Here is a 21,047-nt window from a genome sequence, read left to right on the forward strand (position 1 = left end):
TGCCACCATCTATATAGACTATCGTGTTCTAGGCCTCCTCGCGCGAAATCTCAGACTCAGATCCTAGGTTGGTTTCCGTTTCCGATCGCGCTGTGCGGCAAAGCAGAATCGGACAAGGCGCATGATGGAGGACGTAGTCGCCTGTAGCAGTGAGGCGAATATTGCGAAACGCAGGGTGGCGATCGCTCCCCAAAATAATCACATCGGCTTGCTGCTGTTGAGCGATTTGACAAATAATCGGCCCTGGCTCTCCAGTCTGGATCAAGCTGGTGATTGCTACATTGGCTCCTGCTAGCTTCTCTTGCGCCTTTTGAATGATTTGCTCACTTTGCTCTTTTTGGGCTTGTTGCAAGGATTGCGTGAGTTGCCAATTAGGGGTGGGAGTGGCGAACGGCCCAAACAAGTAGTGAGGATTGAGGGGTGTTTGGGCACAGAGGATGGTGACTCGCTGGATACCTGCGGGAATTAACTGGCGCGTCAGGGCGATCGCTTGCTTAGTGGATTGGGAGCCATTCACGGCCAGAAGTACGTGGTGCCACTTTGGTTGCAGTGTCGGCGTTTCAGGTAAACCTCGCGCGACTAAGACGTGACAGGTGGCATAACGTGCGATCGCTGAAGAAACGCTACCCAGCAACAACTCCCGGGATCCACCAACACCCCGATGACCTACTGCAATCAATCCAGCCTGAATTGTCCGCGCATGGTTCAAAATTTCAGTCGCAGGTCGCCCCTCTCGGCTCTGGTAAGCAATTTTTCTGTCTAGCGGCACTTCAGCTTTAATTTGAGCGAACAGATCATTCGGGTTCAAATCAGCCCGATGCCCATTCTCTACTTCAGGTAGTGGCAAGGGTGAGGTCAGTTCTGGCTCTGCTTCAGGCGTTCGGGTTTCAGCCGTTGGTTTCCTGGATAGAGCCGGGAGTCTTGGGCGCATTCCCGCAGGCCGAGGCTGTACAGTGAGAATGTCTAGCCAGGTTTGTCGGTCTGCCTCAGGCGGCAGTTGGGAGAAAAGCTGGATTACCGGAAGCAAAAGCCGTTGTGCCGTGCCAGCACTTGTAGAACCATCCGTAGCCAGTAGCAGTGGGGGCAGCAAAGGAGAAGTAGTAGACGGCATGATCGACAGCTCCAGTCCCGAACAGAACTTAGGCAGGACATTTCTTACCCCTAACATAGGCAAAACCTGAGTAAAAATTGGCGTCTTGTCTGGAAATATTCACGAAACTCTAGGCGATCGCAGAAATTTCGGGGAATGGGTTGAGCCAAGGCCGACAACATGAGAGCGTTAAGGCTGTAGCGAAGAGAGTCATCTAATCATGTTGCAGCAGTGGCAGAAACAGCCGGAGTTGCGGTGGGTGGGGGGTATGGCGATCGCTTTTTTTGTCGTGTTGTCCGCGATCGCGCTGCATCGGTATTACAACTTCTATCCAACCTATGTGGCCTTCGACCAAGGCATTTTTAATCAAGTGTTTTGGAATGGCTTGCACGGTCGCTTCTTCCAAAGCTCACTCTCTTCGACGCTGTCGGCAGCAGTCACCCAAGACGGTCAAGTGCCAGAAGTGTTTTATCACCGTTTGGGCCAGCACTTTACGCCTGCGTTGCTGCTCTGGTTGCCAATTTATGCCTTGTTTCCCTCTCCCGCGCTGCTGTCAGTGCTACAAGTCGCGTTGATAACAGCGGCTGGTTTGGTGCTTTATGCCTTAGCGCGGCACTATCACAACCCACCCTTAGCCGTGATGATTGCCGCTAGCTTTTATGGGGCGGCAGCAGTGATTGGGCCAACGGTGGCTAACTTCCATGATTTGTGTCAGATTCCGTTGTTTATTTTTGGGCTGCTGCTGGCAATGGAGAAGCGCTGGTGGTGGCTGTTCTGGCTGCTAGCAGGACTGACGCTGCTAGTACGAGAAGATGCGGGTGTCGTCTTATTTAGTGTGGGGTTTTATCTAGCGGTGAGTCGGCGGCATCTCCGGGCGGGGTTGGGTGTGTGTGCGCTGAGTGTGGCTTATATACTGCTAGTGACGAACTGGGCCATGCCACTGTTCTCGCCTGATATTTCGCGACGGTTTATGGTGGAGCAGTTTGGGCATTTTGTGGGCAACCGGGAAGCATCTTCGATCCAGGTGATTGGAGCGATCGCCACTCAGCCGCTGCGGTTAATTCAAGAAGTTATCACGCCTGTCGATCGCACGATTAGCTATTTACTAGCCCATTGGCTACCTTTAGCCTTTGTGCCTGCGGTGGCTCCAGCGGCTTGGCTGGTGGCTGGGTTTCCGTTACTGCAAAATTTCATGCGGCAAGACCCGACTGCCCTGTCGATTGACCTACGCTACGCCCTAACGGTGATTCCCGGATTCTTTTATGGAGCGGTGCTGTGGTGGGCCAAGCATCCAGGGGCGTTTACTCGGCGGTTTCGACGCTTTTGGATTTTCTGCCTCAGTGTGTCGCTAATTTTGACGATTGTCTCGAATCCCAACCGAGCCTTGTCCTTTCTGATTCCCGATTCGTTTCAGCCTTGGGTTTACTCAGCGCCTCAAGCTCAATGGCAACATGCGGCAGCAATTCGCGGCTTGATGGCTCAAATTTCAACGGATGCCAGCGTTTCAGCCACCACTCATATCGTGCCTCACCTCTCCAATCGGCGAGAGATTGTGCGTTTTCCAGCCCTACAAGTGAGAAATGATGCGCGGGCTGTGGTTTTGGTGGACTATGTGATTCTGGACTTTCAACAGTTACGGCAGTACCAAGTTGTGTTTGATGACGATCGCCTGCTGCTGAAGACAATGGTGCCTGTCGTTGATCGGCTTTTGGGCGATCGCTCCTACGGGTTGATTGGCTTCCGAGATGGCGTGTTGTTGATGCAGCGTACTGCTAATTCTGACGCAATCGCGACTACGGCTTGGTCTAGTTTTCGGCAAGAGCTGGAACCCATTTTGCGACAGCCTGACTAGCCAAGCAACGCTTTGTGAAGATTTAGGAATCATGCCTGCATTCCTTCGTAGCAATTACAGTCGCCGCTACACTGATATGTGAAGTTCTTAGGACTTATGTGAAGGTGCAGGAGTAGCGTTTGATGAAAATTCTGGTATTAGCTTGGGAATTTCCGCCTCGCATTGTGGGCGGCATTGCCCGACATGTGGCCGAGCTATATCCAGAACTCGTCAAGCTGGGCCATGAAGTGCATTTGATTACCGTCGAATTTGGGCAAGCCCCCAGTTATGAAGTGGTCGATGGGGTCAAAGTGCATCGGGTGCCTGTGGGCTATAGCCACGACTTTTTCCACTGGGTCGTGAATATGAACGAGAGCATGGGCCGTCATGGTGGCAAGTTGATTCTAGAAGATGGCCCCTTCGACCTGATCCATGCCCACGATTGGCTGGTTGGAGATGCGGCGATCGCTCTCAAGCACACGTTTAAAACCCCGCTCATTGCGACCATTCACGCCACTGAATATGGCCGCCATAACGGCATTCATACCGACATCCACCACTACATCAGTAGCAAAGAAACTCATCTAGCCTACAACGCTTGGCGAGTCATCGTTTGTACCGATTACATGCGCTCTGAAGCTGCACGGGCATTGGGCAGTCCTGAAGCAAAAGTAGATGTCATCTACAACGGCATCCGCCCCGAGAAGAAGCGACGGCACCCAGATTTTGACTTTGCTAGTTTCCGTCGCCAGTTTGCCGAGGATGCTGAAAAAATTGTTTATTACGTGGGCCGCATGACTCATGAAAAAGGCGTGGCAGTTCTGCTCAATGCTATGCCCAAGGTGCTGTGGGAAATGGGCGGCTATGCCAAGTTGGTGGTCATCGGCGGCGGCAATACAGACCACTTGAAACAGCAGGCTTGGAACCTCGGCATTGCCCACAAAACCTACTTCACCGGGTTTATGTCTGAGGAAGACTTAAATAAGTTTCAAACCATTGCCAACTGTGCGGTTTTCCCTAGTCTCTACGAACCCTTTGGCATTGTGGCTTTAGAAAGTTTTGCGGCGAGAGTACCTGTTGTGGTCTCGGATACAGGTGGCTTTCCTGAAGTGGTGCGTCATACCAAAACAGGTATTGTGACTTGGGCCAATAATTCTGAGTCCCTAGCTTGGGGCATTTTGGAAGTCTTGAAGAATCCGGGTTATGCCCAGTGGCTCATAGACAATGCTTATGAAGACTTGGGGCGGCGGTTCAGTTGGGCCAAAATTGCCCAACAAACAGAAGTAGTTTACAAACGGGTAGTGCAAGAGCGATCGCTAGTCGATTGGTAAGGTGGATTGGTAAGACGATTTAGACATATCGGGTTCAAACCACAATATAGGGGGCGAGCATATGGATGGGGCTGAGCGGATTCAATGGTTAAAAGAGCATACCCAGTTGGTATCGCTCTCCGATGAAGCCCTAGAGGCGATCGCCGCTGCTATTGTCGAAGAACCGTTACAAGAAAATCGCCGTCTGGTTCTAGAAGATACCCATCCAGACGTACTTTACATCCTGAAAGCAGGACATTTAGAGAGTTACCACACCAGCCCCAATGGCCCTGCTAAAGCAGTGAGCTTGCTGCCTGGAAGCATCATTCATCTCAAGGAACTGTTGCTAGAGCAGCCGACTGAGCGAACCGTCATTACGCTTGACGACGGTTTGTTGTGGCGGATCACTAAAGAACAGTTTCTAGAGTTAGCGCAACAATATCCAGAGATTAGCCGTACCTTCTCGCGCCAACTTGCGGCGGAGCTGAACCAGGTCACCTCTCAACTTGCCTATGAACAAGAGCGCCAATCAGCATTACGACCCTATGTGATTCCTAAACTGAAGCGGGGGGTAATTGGCAGTAGTGAAGTGGCGATCAGGCTCCGCAAACAAGTGAGAGAGGCCGCTCGCGATCGCACCCCCGTTTTACTGACAGGAGAAGCGGGAGTTGGCAAAGTCAACCTAGCGGCGTTGATTCACTTTACGTCTGCGGCGCGGCACGAATCCTTAATTCGGCTCAACTGTGGCACGCTCTCTAGCAGTGGGGTGGAACTGTTTGGCCGCAGCAGCCCAGGATTAGGTAGCAAACTGGGGGTACTTGCTTACCTAGGCACCGGAACGTTAGTGCTGGATCACTTGCAAGACCTCCTGCCAGAACTGCAAGCCAAGGTAATTCAACTCCTCCAAACTGGAGAATATCGCCCGGTGAGCCGTGACGGAGAGCCGATGGCTGAATTGCAGCAGTGTGAAGCTCGCATCATCCTGACCGCAGAGCGATCGCTAGATCAGGTCAATGAGCAACTGAGCCTTGAACCTGGGCAAGCTTTGTGGGGTCACTGGATAGAAGTTCCACCCCTGCGCGATCGCAAAGCTGATATCAAAGCCAAAGCTGAATATCACATCAGTTGTTTTGCGCGTGCGGAAGGCATTCCTAGACCCAGACTCACACTTGAAGCTGCCGAAGTCTTAGCCAGCTACGACTTGCCTGGTAATTTACCAGAGCTAGAAAGCCTATTGGAGCAAGCGATTAGCCAATCGAATGGCGCGGCTGAACTCAACGCCGATCTGTTTCGTTCCGCCCAACAACTCGCTGTCCAACTAGATCAAGTCGCCTCCCAACTCGCCTTCGAGCAAGAACGCCAAACTGCGTTGCGTCCTTATTTGGTGCCAAAAGTGCGGCGGGGAATTGTTGGTTCTAGTCGTTATGCGGTGCGATTGCGCCAGGAAATCAAAAAAGCGGCTGCCGATCGCAAGTCTGTATTGGTGTTTGGTGAACCAGGACTGGGCAAAGACAACACCGCAGCCTTGATTCACTTTGGCTCCCGCGATCGCCACCAACCGATGATCAAAATCAACTGCAACACGCTGCAAGCCAGCGGCGCGGAATTGTTTGGTCGTGTAGGCGGCAAGGCAGGGCTACTAGAGTGGATTGGTCAGGGTACGTTCCTCCTCAACAACATCCAAGAACTACCCCCCGCGCTGCTAGACAAAATTTTGCTCTTACTAGAAACCGGAACCTACACTCCAATTAGCCGCGAAGGAGAACCAACACCAGAACCTAAACGCAGCCACGCTCGGATCATGATGGTGTCGGAAAAAACTTTGCCGCAGCTAGAACGGAAGCATTGCGTTCCTCATGTGATCAAGGTGCCACCGTTGCGGGTGCGGAAGGCGGATATTGCGGCCCAAGCCGAGTACTACATCAGCTTGACCTGTCGAACTAAAAATATTGCTCGCCCCCACGTCACCCCAGAAGCACTGCGCCGACTCCAAGGCTATGACTTTCCGGGCAACTTCACGGAACTAGAAGGACTGATCGAACGGGCGATCGCGCAATCGAATGGCGCACCAGAACTTACGGAAGAAGTCTTCTGGGCCGTGAGCAACAAAACTAGACGCTTCCGAGTGAACCTGCTCAACGCCTATCCCAAGTTGCGGCAGTTTCTACGGAGTGATTGGTGGCCCGATCGCATTAACTTTGGCTTTACTTTGGGTATGTTTGCTGTCATCGTCGCCATCTTGATGTTCGGCCCCCAAACTCGTGACTCCAACATTGGCCTCAATTTATTTTGGGCTTGGTGGTGGCCGCTGATGCTCTTTGCCTTTCCCTTTGTGGGACGGTTGTGGTGCTCGGTTTGTCCTTTCATGATCTACGGTGAGCTAGCCCAGAAGCTTTCCTTACAAGTCTTTCCGCGCGAATTACTGCCTTGGCCCCGCCAACAAGCTGAGAAATGGGGTGGCTGGTTTCTGTTCGGCTTATTCACGCTCATTTTACTCTGGGAAGAACTTTGGAATTTAGAAGACACAGCTTATCTGGCGGGTTGTCTCTTACTGCTGATTACGGCTGGGGCGGTAATTTTTTCGCTGTTGTTTGAGCGCCGTTTTTGGTGCCGATATCTTTGCCCGATTGGTGGCATGAACGGCTTGTTTGCCAAGCTCTCCATGACTGAATTGCGGGCACAGCAAGGCATTTGTTCTGCGACTTGTACCACCTATCAATGCTACAAAGGTGGTCCCGAAAAAGGCGAAGGCCAAGAAAGCCTCGGTTGCCCGCTCTACTCGCACCCCGCCCAACTGGAAGACAACCGCGACTGCGTACTGTGTATGACCTGCCTCAAAGCTTGTCCCCACCGCTCAGTGGAAGTGAATCTACGGCCTCCAGGCATTGAGCTTTGGACCACCCATCAGCCGACTTATGCCGAAGTTGCGTTGCTGTTTCTCTTGTTTGGAGCAATTTTTCTGCATCGCCTCCCTGAAATCCAAAATCACTTTGGCTGGAATTTGCATTTAGAGCATTTTAGTTGGCATGCTGCCGTTTCTGTTGTGGTGTTGTTGGTGCCTGTGGCGATCGCGCTCTTGGCTCAAGGCTTAGTCCGAGTTTCTAGCCGCACCATCAAGCCGCGTCCATTCTTAGAGTTGGCCTACGGCTATCTTCCACTGGTGCTGGGCGGCAGCTTAGCTCACTATCTGCGCTTGGGTTTAACCGAAGCAGGCCGAGTCTTGCCGATTACGCTAGCCACCTTTGGCTATAGCGGCGTGAATGTGCCAATCGCCGTAGCTGAACCCGCAGTGATCGCATTCCTGCAAGCCGTGACGCTGATTGCCTCAGTCTGGTTGAGTGTGATTTTGACTCAGAAAATTGCGCGTCAACCTTTGGTCAGCTTGCTGCCCCAACACTTAGCTACGATTGCCATCGGCTCACTGTTGTGGAAGTTGATCGTCAGTTGATCAGGTTTGCTGCTCTAGCAGTTGGAACTCAATCCACTACTTTCAGGAGTCCCATATCCAAGTGGTCAGAAATCCGCCGAATTTGACTCAACTCCTCAGCACTCAACACTGCGTCTGAAGCGATCGCCGAGAAAAACCCATATTCGTCGGCTTGGGTGATTTTTCCAGAAGTAAAAATGCGTTGGATAATTGGCCCAATGGCAGAACCAAGACTGCTATTGTCAGTATTCATGAGGACGATTCTGTAAGGAAAACGTGAAGAAGCTCTATTAATCTGTATATTCCCTGAATTGTTGACCTCTTTGCTCCCTCCAGTTGGCTTACCTAGGTGGGTGAGCCTGAGCCATACCAGAGTAGAGATGCAAAAACTGCCCATCTTCCGAAACAACGCTTTGTTACAACGAGCGCTGACCCACAGTTCCTACACCAACGAGCATCCGGCGTTTGGGGAAGATAACGAACGCTTGGAGTTTTTAGGCGATGCCATATTGAACTTTCTTAGCGGCGAATTTCTTTACAAGCACTACCCTGAAAAACCAGAAGGAGAATTAACGCCGCTACGTTCTGCCTTGGTGGATGAGTCACAGCTCGCCAAATTTGCGATCGCCCTCAACCTCGGTCCCCTCATGCATTTGGGCCGAGGCGCAGAAATTAACGGGGGGCGGGAAAATCCCAACTTGCTCAGCAGCACTTTTGAAGCAGTGATTGGGGCTTATTTCATAGATACAGGTTCCAATATTGAGATAGTCCGCAACTACGTAGAACCGCTGTTTCAAGCGATCGCGGATACTTTGGTTGATACCGCAGCACAAATCAACTTCAAGAGTCGGTTTCAAGCCTGGGCCTTAGCCAAAGTAGGTCAGAACCCCAAGTACGCCATCATTGCTCAATCTGGCCCAGATCATGCGCGAGAATTTACCGCTGAAGTGCGCGTAGCCGACCAAAAGTACGGCGAAGGCAAGGGGCACAGAAAACAGGATGCCGAAAAGAGCGCAGCTAAACAAGCTCTAGAAACCTTAGGACTGCTTTAGAAAACGGGTCAACTGGCTAGGCTGGGCTAGAAACTGCCGCACCCCGCAAAGACTGGATGGTTGCGATCGCCTGTTGTGCGACTTGGTCAATTTCCGCTTCTGTGTTGAACCGTCCAAGACCAAACCGAATGGAAGCATAGGCCAATTCTGGCGATCGCCCTAAAGCAGTCAACACATGGGAAGGTTTGATTTCAGCCGAAGTGCAAGCGGAACCAGAAGAAATTGCCACCACCGATTGCAACCCCAACAACAATGCCTGCCCATCTACTCCTGCCACACTGACATTGAGATTGCCAGGGAGACGTTGCGTGGGATGACCATTGAGGTAGATATTGCCCACCGTACTGAGTTGTTTCCAGAGGCGATCGCGCCATTGGATCAGGCGTTGAGTTTCTGTGTCTTGCTCGGCCAGTGCCAACTCTACTGCTTTAGCAAAACCGACGATCTGCGGTGTGTAAAGCGTGCCCGATCGCATGCCTCGCTCATGCCCACCACCATGTAGTTGAGGTGCCACCTGCACTCTGGGATTGCGCCGCCGCACATATAACGCGCCAATCCCCTTTGGCCCATAAACCTTATGAGCTGTGAGCGACATCAAATCAATATGCATTGCCGCCACATCTAGAGGAATCTTGGCGATCGCTTGAGCCGCATCGGTGTGGAAGAGAACTTGATGCTGACGACAAAGCGCCCCAATCTCAGCCAGTGGCTGCAACACCCCAATCTCATTATTGGCAGCCATCACCGAAACCAAAATCGTGTCAGGCCGAAAGGATCGCTCCAGTTCTGCCAGGTCGATCAAGCCATCGGATGGCACAGGTAGATAAGTGACTTCAAAGCCCAAAGACTCTAAATAGCGGCAGGGGTCGAGAACCGCACTATGCTCAGTGCTTACCGTAACGATGTGCCGCCCCTTGCTAATGTAGGCTTCCACCACTCCTTTGATCGCCAAATTATTCGCTTCTGTAGCCCCGCTGGTAAAGACGATTTCCTCTGGCCCGCAGTTAATCGCAGATGCCAAAATCTCCCGCGCTTTGGCGATCGCGGCTTCGGCTTCCCAACCGTAGGTATGAGTCACACTCGCCGGATTACCAAAATACTCCGTAAAGTAAGGCAGCATCGCGTCTAGCACTCTGGGGTCTACCGGAGTCGTAGCGTGGCAATCCAGATAAATCGGACGATGAACGCTGGGCATTTTAAGAGGGAAACGAATGGATTCGTTGGGTGTTTGAATGTTACAGCAACACTTCAACTTGTTGTGCGATTCACAAATCAGCCAAGGAGGGAATGTAAGGCACAGGCGATCGCGCTACTGTTGAGAAAATTTGCTTCCCTGGTATGGAATTCCTTAGCTTAGCCAAAACATTTATAGATGTTCCAGTTCTGGTCAAAACCTTTGTGGCGGTCTTCGTCTTAGCTGATGCTTTGGGGAATGCCCCTATTTTCTTAGTTTTGACCAAGGGCATGGAAATAGAGCAGAAAAATAGCGTAGTCGATCGCGCTAGTCTTGTTGGCACTGCGGTAATTCTAGCCTTTGCCTTTGGTGGTCAAACAGTCTTGGATTACTTGCACATCAGCATGGGTTCCTTGGAGATAGCTGGCGGCTTACTGTTGCTGATGATCGCCTTAAAGATGCTGGAAGGGCATACAGAGACTCCAGTTATGGAGCAAGGTCGAGACGTAGCCATTACCCCGTTAGCATTTCCGCTCTTGGCAGGACCAGGCACCCTAACCAGTGTGATGTTGTTGATGTCTGACGCAGACTCCGCGATCGGTCATTTCAGTGTTGCGATCGGGATTGTGGGTGCGATGTTCGTGACTTGGTTTATTGTGCGTCAGTCTTCTCGCATCGATCATTGGTTAGGGGCAGAAGGCGCAATCATCATCACGCAACTTTTAGGGTTTCTGTTAGCGGCACTGGCGATCGAAATTAGTAGTTCGGGAATTCGAGAGTTATTTCTGAAGTGAACTGCAATCAATAAGACTTGCCATCACTGCCAAAGTACTCGCGGTAAGCGCAAATTTTGTCTCCGCGCACATCAAAAGCGATCGCCACCCGATTTTTGTAAGGCTGACCCCGCATCATCCCCTCATCCCGAAACTCAAACACCACTGTGGTGTCGTTGCTCATGACGCGATCGAGCGTCACAGTCAGACCATCCTCAAACGTATCAGAGACATACTGCAAAAAAGCCTCAGTCCGAGCTTTTCCTGTATTGAGCCCGTGATACGGCCCGATCGGAAACCAGAAGCTAAAATCCTCGGTGACCATGTCCAAAAACGCTTGCCATTCACCCGTAGCTAAACCGTGGGTAAAGCGATCAAAAGCTTGATGGGCAGTTTTTAGGGTGTCAGTCTGAGCTGTATTCATCTTGGTTAATCTTGGCTCGATCCCACCTAAAAAGTAGTACTTAGAGGTTACTCCTGCACCCCAGCAAATTTGCTTCTTCTAGCGAAATCTCAATAATCTAAATCCGAAATTCCACGCAGAGGGTAATAGGTAATTACAGCAGTCTGGGTAAACCTGCGATCGCATCTCTGAAGATTCCCAGCTACAACCAAGAAGCTAGAGCGCGATCGCTCCTGAGTTGGTTCAAGTTTGTGTCAATGACGCTGGAGAAAAGTTGCAATGGAATTTACCACCACGCTAGGACTAATTGCAGGCAGTCTAACCACGATCGCCTACTTGCCCCAACTAATCAAAACCTGGAAATCTAAGTCAGCCGATGACCTTTCTTGGAGCATGCTGATCACGCTTTGCGTCGGGATTGTGCTGTGGCTCGTCTACGGCAGTTATGTTCACGATATTCCAGTCATTTGTGCCAATGTTGTGACCCTAATTCTTTCCTCAATCATTTTGGGCCTCAAAATTCGCTACAAGCGTAGTGGTGAGCTGGGGTGAGGAGCGATGGAATGTAGCACTCTCGCAGCTAACACTTGGTTGGCTTTTTGAGAGGGATGAAAAGAAGGCCGAGCATAGTGAAACCCGCTGATGATTGCCTTGAACAAAAGCTTCTCTTTGAAGAACCAAAATTGCATTAGGTCTTGCCAAACTTGGCGATCGCTCCATTTTTTGTCTTGCTGCAACAGCAGAATTATGCCCCAGTTCATCAGACCCAGCATTAAAAGATTTGAGATTACTAAACCCAAGAGGCGCACTCCATAATTGCGAGTCGCAGATTGCAACACCTCAAAAGCCACTGCTTGGTGTTCTATTTCTTCGGCGGCGTGCCATTCAAATAACGCTTTGAGATTGGGTTCTGCTGGATCGAGGAAGCGTTCAGTCAAAATGACCTCGGCCATCAGCGAGGTCAGGTGCTCTCCCCCAGCCACGATCGCTAGATTCAGGATCAAACTCCCATGTTGCGTCAGCCGTCGCCAAATCCCCTGGGCATAACGGACATATCCATCAAAGCAATACCCCTGTTGTTGGAGATTTTTCCAAAAATGGGTGTGCTGGCTGGCATGTTGGGACTCTTGGGCAACAAACGCTCGCACCTGTGGCTGAAGCTGGGGGTCAGTAATGTGAGGCAATTGCTGCTTAATGACGTGATTCATATAGCGCTCGATATTAGGGAGCAGCAACGTCAAGCTATTTAGCAGATGAGTATTGTAAGCACTGTCACCGAGCCAATAGCGCTCAATGGTATCGGGAAAACGGAAGTGAATCGGGCGTACCTGAATCTTGGAGATTGCCATCATGGGTACGGGGCACCGAGTTGCTTCGAGAGATATCTTTTCTATTACCTTGTAAGAGCGATCGCGGCGGAGTAACTCTATCCCTAGGGATGAAGAGCCCTAGGAATGAAGGTTCCTATAACCGAACGCTAAAGTGCGGCTTCCGCCCTAGTGAAAGCTGAGAGAATTGTTTACATTTGTTTACAGTGAAAGTAAACAATTTTTAGAGGTGCCCCGTATGAACGGCACTCTGCGCGTCGGTAATCTGTTTGGTATTCCGTTTTATCTCCATCCATCTTGGTTTCTGGTCCTGGGACTTGTCACTTGGAGTTACGGTAGTGGGCTGGCAGCTCAGTTTCCTAGCTTGGGTGGCTTGCTTCCCCTCGGACTTGGTTTAGTCACAGCTTTATTGCTCTTTGCTTCGGTGTTGGCTCACGAACTGGGTCATAGCTTTGTCGCTCTGCGGCAAGGGATTGGCGTGAAATCGATTACGCTGTTTCTCTTTGGCGGACTCGCCCAATTAGAAAAAGAATCGGAGACTCCGGCTGAAGCCTTTTGGGTGGCTGTTGCAGGTCCTGGGGTCAGTCTGATAATTTCTGGACTTCTAACTGCGATCGCTCTAGTTAGCCCTGTTTCAGGTCCACTGGCCGCTATTTTAGGATTGGTCGCCTCCATTAACTTAGCTTTAGCCCTCTTTAACCTAATCCCAGGCTTGCCGCTCGATGGCGGAAACGTCCTCAAGGCGCTGGTGTGGAAGCTTACCGGAAATCCTTACAAAGGAGTAGCCTTCGCCAGCCGAGCGGGTCAAGTTTTGGGTTGGGCCGCGATCGCCTCTGGCTTAGTTCCTCTCTTGGTCTTTGGCAGCACTGCTAACTTCTGGAACTTGCTGATTGGTTGGTTCTTGCTCCAGAATGCAGGCCGAACGGCTCAATATGCCACGGTGCAATCCAAATTGTCTGGATTTACGGCAGCCGATGCGGTGACTCCCAATGGCCCAGTCGTACAAGCTGACTGGACCCTGCGAGAATTTGCCGACTGGTCTTTATTCCACCAGATGGCTTGGCAACGCTTTTTAGTCACCGATACAACCGGGCAGTTGATGGGAGCGATCGCGCTGGCTGACCTGCAACATTTACCAGTAGAACGTTGGGCTACAACCCAAGTGTGGAATGTGATGCAACCCATTAACCCTGAAACCACAATTCAGGCAGACCAACCGCTGAGCGATGTAGTGAATTTGCTAGAGCAACAACAACTGACAGCGTTACCTGTAGTTCGGACTAATGGTATTTTGGTCGGGCTTTTAGAAAAAACGGCCATTCTGCGCCTACTTCAAGGCAATCTCCAAGCTACGCCTACCTAACTGGTTAACTTCTCCTCCCTAGATTTCATAATTCCTACACCCTTCCCTAGAGCCACAAATGGCCTGGGGAATTTTTTATGACTGAACTTTTATGGTTCAACTAATATCCAAGCGCTCTAATGGCCGTGAGTTTGAGTAAAAATGCACACACCAGGACGTTGCGGAGTAGGGTTTGGGAAAAAATTGCGGTAGCCACATAGGGACTGTCGTGAGCCAACCCAGAATGCTGCCAAAGATCAAGAGGGCGATCGCCACTTCACAGAGGTTGGTCATGGCTCGTTCGCTAGTTTGAGCTGGCTCCCCAGACAACTTCTCAGTTGTAGGAGCGGTTGCAGGGACAAGTTGTTCCTCAGCTTGGGAGTTGTTATGAATCGATGACTCAGCAGGATTAGGAGAAGCGATCGCTTCTCCCACCACACCCCCGCAAAGTGGCAACACGATGTAGGTCAGCGGTGTTCCCAGGAAGGCTGAAGGGTGAGTTACAAAAGGCTGATCCTTTGCAAACTCCCGCTGTTTATTTGTCATGATAAAAAGTAACTCCTAAGTAATACGGACTTGGGAGAACAACCAGGGTTGAGTGTGGTAGCTGGACCCTGGTTGCCACCTAGAACAAATGCGATAAGTTCAGCACCAGTCGTGATACCAACCTAACCAGATTGGCGAATACTCCTGGATCAACACAGCTAGTTTCAGTGTTATTACTGTTTTCCTACTGTGATCTATTTTTTCGTTCGATCGGGTGATGACACGCCTATAAACCTGTGACCGTAATCGTCCGGAGACGTGATAAAGATTGGGTAAAGATGTGACTGACCTCACCCCGCTAAGCAAATTAGGCGTTAATTCAGTCACGAGATGATTGGAACCTGAGCGGGTCTGAGGTAAATTTTGAATAATTCCAGCGTCGTCCATCTGAGCCAGTCACAAAGATCCAGCCACAAAGATAGGGAGAGCCGCCGATGAGCAGTAACCAAAATAACGAGCAAACTCCCACCACACCCCTGTTGGCAAACCAGTTGGCCAATACTGCTACCACCCGCATGCGAAATTGGGGTACAGTGACCGCCCTAGAAGAAGGCAAGTGCTACCGCATCAATCGGATTGAGCTACAGCCAGGGCACCACATCAGCACCCAAATGCACTACCACCGCAGTGAGCACTGGATCGTGGTTTCTGGGACAGCCAAGGTGATCTGTGACGGCCAAGAAAAAATTCTGATTGAAAAGCAATCCACTTATGTGCCGATGTGCATGCCGCACCGAGTTGAGAATCCAGGCGTGATTCCACTGGTGATGATTGAAGTGCAGAATGGCGAATACTTAGGAGAAGACGACATTATCCGCTTTGGGGATGCCGAAGAAGGATAAACGTTAGCAATCATCAGGCTTCTAGCGATTTGTTAGACTGAAACCAATAGGCTTGTCAGTCAACTTTCTGTAAGGACGCCCGCAGATGACGTTATCGATGCCTCCAAAGACTTTGTTGCTCTCTAAAGAATTACCCACCCTCCAATACAACTCCACCCGCGATCGCTTTGATGAAACCTGGCAAGCTCCCCTCTCCACACTGTTAGGGCTAGGACGAGCAGCGGGCGCTGATTTTATCGAATTTTTCTTGGAGCGCACCAATTACATCAGCTGTCTAGCAGAAGATGATGGCATCAGCAGCATTGCCCCCCGCTTATCCACAGGGGCGGGCGTGCGGGTGTTTCGGGGTAAAGCGGACTGCTACGTCAGTACCAACGACCTGACTTTTTCTGGCCTCAAATCCGCTCTCGAAAAAGGTTTGTCGATTCTGGGTTTGCATTTACCTGCTCCCAGTGCGTTTGTCCCTGAAATTAACCTGGAACTGCTGCGCGACTACGCCACCAAAAAAGGCAAAGAAGCTTGGCTCGGTGGTTGCAGCTCCATGAGAGAGATGGGCGACATTCTTTTAGCGGCTAACGCTCAGCTACAGACCAAGGCTACTCACGTCCAGTCTCGACGGGCTGCTTACTTCCGCGACTGGCAAGAAGTCTTAGTCGCAGCTAGTGATGGCACCTTTGCCAGAGATATTCGTCTGACTCAATCCGTGGGTTACAGTTTGCTCTGTGCCGATGGCGCTAACCGTTCTTCTATCAGCCAGCGCGTCGGAGACACCAGCAACCCTGACTTCCTCCGAGGTTGGGACTACGCCGCTACTGCCGCAGATGTGGCCGAATCCGCAGGCAAGATGCTCTATGCCGACTATGTGGAATCAGGTACTTACCCGATCATCATGGCGAACAAGTTTGGTGGGGTAATCTTCCACGAAGCTTGCGGCCACTTGCTCGAAACCACTCAAATTGAGCGCAAAACTACGCCTTTTATCGACAAAAAAGGCGAAAAGATTGCCCATGAAAGCCTAACTGCTTGGGATGAAGGTTTGTCTACCGATGAGTTCGGCACCATCGACATGGACGACGAAGGGATGCCCGCTCAACGGACGCTGCTGATTGAAAATGGCATCCTGAAGAACTTCCTGAGCGATCGCACAGGTTCGATTCGCACCGGACATCCTCGCACCGGAAGCGGTCGTCGCCAAAGCTATACTCACGCCGCAGCATCCCGGATGCGGAATACCTACATTGCCCCTGGTGAGCACTCCGTTGAAGATCTATTTGCCTCGATCGACAAAGGGATCTATTGCAAGAAGATGGGCGGCGGTAGCGTCGGCCCCACCGGACAATTCAACTTTTCAGTAGATGAAGCCTACTTAATTGAAAACGGCAAAGTCACCAAGCCTCTTAAGGGCGCAACTCTGATCGGTGAAGCCAAGGAAATCATGAACAAGATCTCCATGTGCTCTCAAGATTTAGGCTTGGCAGCAGGCTTCTGCGGTTCGGTCAGTGGCAGCATCTACGTCACCGTCGGCCAACCCCACATCAAGGTAGATTCGATCACTGTCGGTGGACGTTAGGGGGTTCCCTGAAGACCTAATCCTCAGCCTCTTCCCCTCGGAGGGAAGGGGAGCCAAATTCAAAGCCCCTCTCCTGCGAGGCGAGGGGTTTGGGGAGAGGTCTACTAAGACTCAATACAAGGTTTTTACAAAGACATACGTTAGCCAGTAAGACTGCAATATGCCGAATATTCAAGAATTATCGACTTACGCCAAAGAAAGCGCCACAAAACTTGGTATCCAAAAATTTGATATTTACGGTTCCTCGGTGGATGAAACTAGCGCTCAGGTAGACCAGGGAGAACCGAAACAAGTTAAGGCATCGAATCGTTCTAGCGTCACGGTGCGGGTGTGGAATGAAGAGCACCGAGTGGGGATTACCTCTACCACAGATGTTGATCCAGCAGGGGTAGAGTTGGCACTGAAAACCGCTTACGAGGCTAGTTTCTTTGGCGCTAAAGAGCATGTACCCGACTTTAGCCCCGAAGCCACTGTTCCGATTCCCGGAACCTCTCACGAGAAGACTCCTCAAGCGCCAGTCTCAACGCTGATTGAGACATTGGTGAAGGCTGAAAAGGAATTACTGGAAGCACATCCGGCGATCGCTGGAGTTCCATATAACGGCATGGCGCAACGCGATTTCGATCGCTTCTACCTCAACAGTGAGGGAGCGCAGCGGTATGAGGGCGGCTCCTATGCCTCGGTGTATCTCTACAGCAAAACCGAGGAAGAAGGCAGAAAGCCGCGTAGTGCAGGGGCGTTCAGGGTGGGTCATGGCTTCCCAGAGCTAGATGTGCAAGCTTGCGTGCAGGAAGCGGCAGAGAAAACCATCAGCCACTTGAACTACAACAAAATTCAGTCGGGCAAATACTTGGTAGCGTTCTCTCCCGAAGCGTTCTTGAGCTTGTTGGGTGCGTTCTCTAACCTGTACAACGCCCAAAGTATCCTCGACAAACAAAGTCTCTCTACTCCCGAATCTCTGGGAACCCAGATTGCTTCGCCTCTACTTTCCGTCTGTGATGACCCACATCATCCCGGTAATATCGGCGCGGAGATGTTTGATGGCGAAGGCACTCCAACTCGTAAAGTCTCCCTAATCACCGAAGGTGTTTTGAGTGGTTTCCTCCACAGCGCCGGAACTGCCAAGCGCATGAATGCTCAGCCCACAGGCAACGCCAATATGGGCGCAAAAATTACTGTGGGGCCGCACTACTACCACGTTGCTGCTGGTCAATCGACTGATAAAACCTACGACCTCGCCACTGCTGAAAATGTAGTTTTGATTGATGATTTGCAAGCCCTTCACGCAGGCGTGCAAGCATTACAAGGCTCGTTCTCGCTACCGTTTGATGGCTGGGTGGTGAACAAAGGCGATCGCGTCAGTGTGGAGTCGGCCACCGTAGCTGGAGACTTCTTGGAACTGCTCAAGGCGATCGCTTATGTGGAGCCAGAAGCCGAAGTGACTCCCGGTGGGGTCTGTCCTCGGATTTGGGTCGATGGTCTCGCGATTACTGGCGAATAGCCATAACCCTTGAGGGCGGAGCGTTCGTATAAAAACACAGGTTGGCTGATGAGCCTGTTTACGAATGCTTCGCCCTGACAAACAGCTAGATCCCTGCCCCCGGCATAGAACTCTAAGCGGACTGGCTCTCAACAAGTTGATTGTCTTGGCGTAGACAAGCTTGGATGAAGAAATCTAGCTCGCCATTCATCACATCTGCGATCGCCGTAGTCTCCACCCCAGTTCGCAGATCTTTCACCAACTGGTAGGGATGGAAGACATAGTTACGAATTTGGTTGCCCCAAGCGGCTTCCACCATATCTCCACGAATGTCAGCAATCTCTTTAGCTCGTTGCTCTTGGGCAATAATCAGCAATTTCGCCTTCAAAATTACCAGGGCTTTTTCTTTGTTTTGGAGCTGCGATCGCTCCTGCGTACAGCGCACTGCAATGCCTGTAGGAATGTGGGTAATCCGAACCGCCGTTTCTACTTTGTTGACGTTTTGCCCTCCTTTACCACCTGCTCGTGAGGTCGTAATTTCCAGGTCTTTCTCTGGAATCTCTAGGTTTACAGAGCTGTCAATCATCGGCATTACTTCCACCCCAGCAAAACTGGTTTGCCGCTTGTCATTAGCATTAAAGGGAGAAATACGAACGAGGCGATGGGTTCCCTTCTCGACTTTGAGGTAGCCGTAGGCGTATTTGCCATCCACTTCTAGCGTGACTGACTTAATCCCCGCTTCATCCCCTTCCGAGATTTCTGCCAGATGTACTTTATAGCCGTGGTCTTCGCCCCAACGGGTATACATCCTTAACAGCATTTCAGCCCAGTCTTGAGCATCCGTACCTCCAGCTCCCGCATTGATTGTCAAGACGGCACCCTTGGAGTCGTAGGGGCCAGAGAGCAACTGTTGCAACTCCCACTGATCGAGTTCGCGGCTCAGTTGGGAAACATTGGTCTGGGCCTCTTGCAGTAATGCTTCATCTGCCTCTAACTCCAGCAACTCCAAGATGGCTCTCGTATCTTCTAAGCTAGTTTTCCACTGTCCTAGCTGATCTAAATGAGATTTGAGGTCGTTTAACTCTTGCAGGGTTTTTTGCGCCTGAGTTTGGTCATCCCAAAAGTCTGATTGGGCCGCAATTTGTTCTAAATCTTGAATTTTGGCATTTAAGGCTGGAACGTCAAAGATAGTCCTGGGTTTTACCCAGGCGCTCAGACAACGTTTCAACTTCGCGTTTAATCTCTAGTGCATCCATAGACAGTAACTGTTAGCTCCTAAGCCACAAAAGGTTGCATAGTTCATCTTAGCGAGAGTCAGCGATCGCATTCATTGTTTAGCTCTGATTCCACTCCACTATGCCCCAATTCATATGATGCTTAAAAAAAAGCTGTGGCCCGAAAGACCACAGCTTTGCATAATTTAGACAATTGATTTTGCCAACGCTCTCAGAAGCACCGCAGTCTTAATCGCGGCTGTTGATCGCAATTAGCAATCTCAGAATGAAAACAAACAAGTTGATGTAGGTCAGATACATCGACAAAGCTGCGGGCAAATACTGATCATCCCGGTAGGTGCGGGGTAGAACATAGAAGTCTACAACTGCCACCCCAGCAAACAGCAACACGCCAAGCCCAGAAATAGCGATTTCGAGCCAAGTTGGCGTATAGATACCGAAGAAGCTACAAAGCAGCTGCCCCACTAAAACTACCAGCAAAGCGATAACGCCAAGGCGGACAGTTTGAGCTAGGGCCATGCCATCCTGCTCGGACAAGTTGGAGCCAATTTGCCGAGCCGCGATAAAGGTAACCCCACAGCCTAACGCCGCAAAGCCCATGCCTGGCAAACCAACACCAGGTGTCCCTAAGGCCACCGCTACCAACCCAGTCAAGGTATAACCTGACAGCAAGCTGTAGGTTGCGAGTAGTGGCAAGGCAACACCATTCTGCCCCCTCTCTGCAACTCCACTCGCAACGAAAAATAGAATCAGCTCCAGGATCAGAGCGCCCCAAAAGGTCGGAAAGAAGAGACCTGGATTGGCACTGAAGACCTGTAAGCCCCCATAAGTACCTAGCGCTGTTAAGAGCAACCCTGCCCCTAGGTAAGGCAGAGCATTAGCAATGACATTGGGACCAATTAACGCTTGCGTCTTGGCCTCACGAATGGCATTGCGGAAGTTACTGGTATTGCTCATAAGACTTCCTTGTTATCCACCAACAATAGAGCCCAACTACGCCCATTGTGACGTAGATCTTGGTTTCCCGCAGTTCCTCAGCTTTCAAAGTTAAAAATTTTCTTTGAAGGAAATTAGAAGCAGCCGTACCACAGACTGGGAAAGGAGCACCCTCAAATTTGCGGGGTGACACTTACGTATTTCCGCCGACACCCTCGGGAGCAGCCCCAAGGAGTACCGTGAAACAACGATAGTTCGAGTTGGCTGCTGTAGGGAGAATGAGTTCAACTCTGATGCAAGGCTCTGTGTGATGACTACTCAATCTTCTCCCCGCTCTCAAGTCATGGAACTCCTGGTTGCTTACCACCAGAACCCCTCCGTCTCGCGTCGCAACCAACTCGTCCGCCTTAACGCTGGACTCGTGCGGAAGATTGCTCACCAAGTCAGCCATCAGTGTGCAGAACCCTACGAAGACCTGGAGCAAATCGGCCACCTCGGTCTCATCCGCGCCATCGAGCGCTTCAACCCGTCCCAAGGTTGTGCCTTCAGCTCCTTCGCCGTTCCCTACATTCGCGGTGAAATGCTCCACTTCCTTCGCGATCGCGGCAACACGGTAAAGATTCCCCGTCGCTGGCAAGACTTGCAGAAGGAAGGCCAAAAGGTGCGCGAAGCGTTGATGAAAGACTTGGGACGGCAACCCCAAGACGC

Annotated in this window: 19 protein-coding genes; 11 read left to right on the forward strand and 8 right to left on the reverse strand. The window is 51.1% G+C overall.

The genetic code is table 11. The annotated features are described in order from the left end of the window. Positions 1 to 28 precede the first annotated feature (28 nt). Positions 29 to 1,111: a universal stress protein gene (locus H6F90_RS26130; protein WP_190554961.1), complete on the reverse strand. Its 1,083-nt coding sequence runs from the start codon at positions 1,109 to 1,111 to the stop codon at positions 29 to 31. Positions 1,112 to 1,310: 199 nt separating this feature from the next. Here H6F90_RS26130 and H6F90_RS26135 point away from each other — a divergent pair, with 199 nt between their 5' ends. The 3 genes from H6F90_RS26135 (at position 1,311) to H6F90_RS31645 (ending at position 7,679) form a co-directional block, all read left to right on the forward strand. After that, positions 1,311 to 2,942, forward strand: coding sequence for a DUF2079 domain-containing protein (locus H6F90_RS26135; protein WP_190554962.1), 1,632 nt, complete (start codon positions 1,311 to 1,313; stop codon positions 2,940 to 2,942). Positions 2,943 to 3,064: 122 nt separating this feature from the next. Next, the gene (locus tag H6F90_RS26140; protein ID WP_190554963.1) at positions 3,065 to 4,252 is read left to right on the forward strand and encodes a glycosyltransferase family 4 protein; all 1,188 of its coding nucleotides are present in this window, start codon (positions 3,065 to 3,067) and stop codon (positions 4,250 to 4,252) included. A gap of 61 nt (positions 4,253 to 4,313) precedes the next feature. Next, complete coding sequence (locus tag H6F90_RS31645; protein WP_190554964.1) at positions 4,314 to 7,679, forward strand: sigma 54-interacting transcriptional regulator; 3,366 nt, start codon at positions 4,314 to 4,316, stop codon at positions 7,677 to 7,679. Between the two features lie 28 nt (positions 7,680 to 7,707). Here the strand turns inward: H6F90_RS31645 and H6F90_RS26150 are convergent, their stop codons facing one another. Continuing rightward, complete coding sequence (locus H6F90_RS26150; RefSeq protein ID WP_190554965.1) at positions 7,708 to 7,911, reverse strand: hypothetical protein; 204 nt, start codon at positions 7,909 to 7,911, stop codon at positions 7,708 to 7,710. A 127-nt stretch (positions 7,912 to 8,038) separates the two neighbouring features. Between H6F90_RS26150 and rnc the strand changes: the two genes are divergently transcribed. After that, a complete protein-coding gene (gene rnc / locus H6F90_RS26155; protein ID WP_190554966.1) occupies positions 8,039 to 8,710 on the forward strand; it encodes a ribonuclease III in 672 nt (223 codons plus the stop codon). Positions 8,711 to 8,726: 16 nt separating this feature from the next. Here rnc and H6F90_RS26160 read toward each other — a convergent pair whose 3' ends face one another. Continuing rightward, positions 8,727 to 9,905 (reverse strand): IscS subfamily cysteine desulfurase, encoded by a 1,179-nt coding sequence (locus H6F90_RS26160; protein ID WP_190554967.1) that lies wholly within the window; start codon positions 9,903 to 9,905, stop codon positions 8,727 to 8,729. A 143-nt stretch (positions 9,906 to 10,048) separates the two neighbouring features. Here H6F90_RS26160 and H6F90_RS26165 point away from each other — a divergent pair, with 143 nt between their 5' ends. After that, positions 10,049 to 10,678 (forward strand): MarC family protein, encoded by a 630-nt coding sequence (locus H6F90_RS26165; RefSeq protein ID WP_199296182.1) that lies wholly within the window; start codon positions 10,049 to 10,051, stop codon positions 10,676 to 10,678. 7 nt (positions 10,679 to 10,685) lie between these two features. Here H6F90_RS26165 and H6F90_RS26170 read toward each other — a convergent pair whose 3' ends face one another. Next, on the reverse strand, positions 10,686 to 11,081 hold the full coding sequence (locus H6F90_RS26170) for a nuclear transport factor 2 family protein (protein ID WP_190554968.1): 396 nt from the start codon (positions 11,079 to 11,081) through the stop codon (positions 10,686 to 10,688). Positions 11,082 to 11,339: 258 nt separating this feature from the next. On the opposite strand from H6F90_RS26170, the gene H6F90_RS26175 reads away from it, so the two are divergent. Next, positions 11,340 to 11,612: a SemiSWEET transporter gene (locus tag H6F90_RS26175; protein WP_190433603.1), complete on the forward strand. Its 273-nt coding sequence runs from the start codon at positions 11,340 to 11,342 to the stop codon at positions 11,610 to 11,612. On the opposite strand, the gene H6F90_RS26180 is transcribed toward H6F90_RS26175, so the two are convergent. Then, the gene (locus H6F90_RS26180; protein ID WP_190554969.1) at positions 11,585 to 12,412 is read right to left on the reverse strand and encodes a metal-dependent hydrolase; all 828 of its coding nucleotides are present in this window, start codon (positions 12,410 to 12,412) and stop codon (positions 11,585 to 11,587) included. The genes H6F90_RS26175 and H6F90_RS26180 overlap by 28 nt on opposite strands. A 214-nt stretch (positions 12,413 to 12,626) precedes the next feature. On the opposite strand from H6F90_RS26180, the gene H6F90_RS26185 reads away from it, so the two are divergent. Then, the gene (locus H6F90_RS26185; RefSeq protein ID WP_190554970.1) at positions 12,627 to 13,751 is read left to right on the forward strand and encodes a site-2 protease family protein; all 1,125 of its coding nucleotides are present in this window, start codon (positions 12,627 to 12,629) and stop codon (positions 13,749 to 13,751) included. A gap of 96 nt (positions 13,752 to 13,847) precedes the next feature. On the opposite strand, the gene H6F90_RS26190 is transcribed toward H6F90_RS26185, so the two are convergent. Then, positions 13,848 to 14,276 carry a hypothetical protein gene (locus tag H6F90_RS26190; RefSeq protein ID WP_190554971.1) on the reverse strand — a complete coding sequence of 143 codons (429 nt, stop codon included), beginning with the start codon at positions 14,274 to 14,276 and terminating at the stop codon, positions 13,848 to 13,850. Between the two features lie 434 nt (positions 14,277 to 14,710). Here H6F90_RS26190 and H6F90_RS26195 point away from each other — a divergent pair, with 434 nt between their 5' ends. The 3 genes from H6F90_RS26195 (at position 14,711) to H6F90_RS26205 (ending at position 18,189) form a co-directional block, all read left to right on the forward strand. Continuing rightward, positions 14,711 to 15,118 carry a phosphomannose isomerase type II C-terminal cupin domain gene (locus tag H6F90_RS26195; protein ID WP_190433610.1) on the forward strand — a complete coding sequence of 136 codons (408 nt, stop codon included), beginning with the start codon at positions 14,711 to 14,713 and terminating at the stop codon, positions 15,116 to 15,118. A 97-nt stretch (positions 15,119 to 15,215) separates the two neighbouring features. Then, positions 15,216 to 16,688: a TldD/PmbA family protein gene (locus H6F90_RS26200; RefSeq protein WP_190554984.1), complete on the forward strand. Its 1,473-nt coding sequence runs from the start codon at positions 15,216 to 15,218 to the stop codon at positions 16,686 to 16,688. Between the two features lie 160 nt (positions 16,689 to 16,848). After that, a complete protein-coding gene (locus tag H6F90_RS26205; RefSeq protein WP_190554972.1) occupies positions 16,849 to 18,189 on the forward strand; it encodes a TldD/PmbA family protein in 1,341 nt (446 codons plus the stop codon). A gap of 112 nt (positions 18,190 to 18,301) precedes the next feature. Here H6F90_RS26205 and prfB read toward each other — a convergent pair. Then, positions 18,302 to 19,424, reverse strand: a protein-coding gene (prfB, locus tag H6F90_RS26210) for a peptide chain release factor 2 (RefSeq protein WP_190433617.1) whose coding sequence is annotated in 2 segments (ribosomal slippage) — positions 18,302 to 19,351 and positions 19,353 to 19,424 — 1,122 coding nt in all. Because the reading frame shifts where the segments join, the coding sequence is not laid out codon by codon here. A 207-nt stretch (positions 19,425 to 19,631) separates the two neighbouring features. Next, positions 19,632 to 20,360: a Bax inhibitor-1 family protein gene (locus H6F90_RS26215; protein WP_190554973.1), complete on the reverse strand. Its 729-nt coding sequence runs from the start codon at positions 20,358 to 20,360 to the stop codon at positions 19,632 to 19,634. Between the two features lie 289 nt (positions 20,361 to 20,649). Between H6F90_RS26215 and H6F90_RS26220 the strand changes: the two genes are divergently transcribed. After that, positions 20,650 to 21,047 (forward strand): sigma-70 family RNA polymerase sigma factor (locus H6F90_RS26220; RefSeq protein ID WP_199296184.1); only part of this gene is annotated, 398 nt, incomplete at its 3' end.

Origin of the sequence: Trichocoleus sp. FACHB-591, from assembly GCF_014695845.1 — a bacterium.
Lineage (GTDB): Bacteria > Cyanobacteriota > Cyanobacteriia > FACHB-46 > FACHB-46 > Trichocoleus.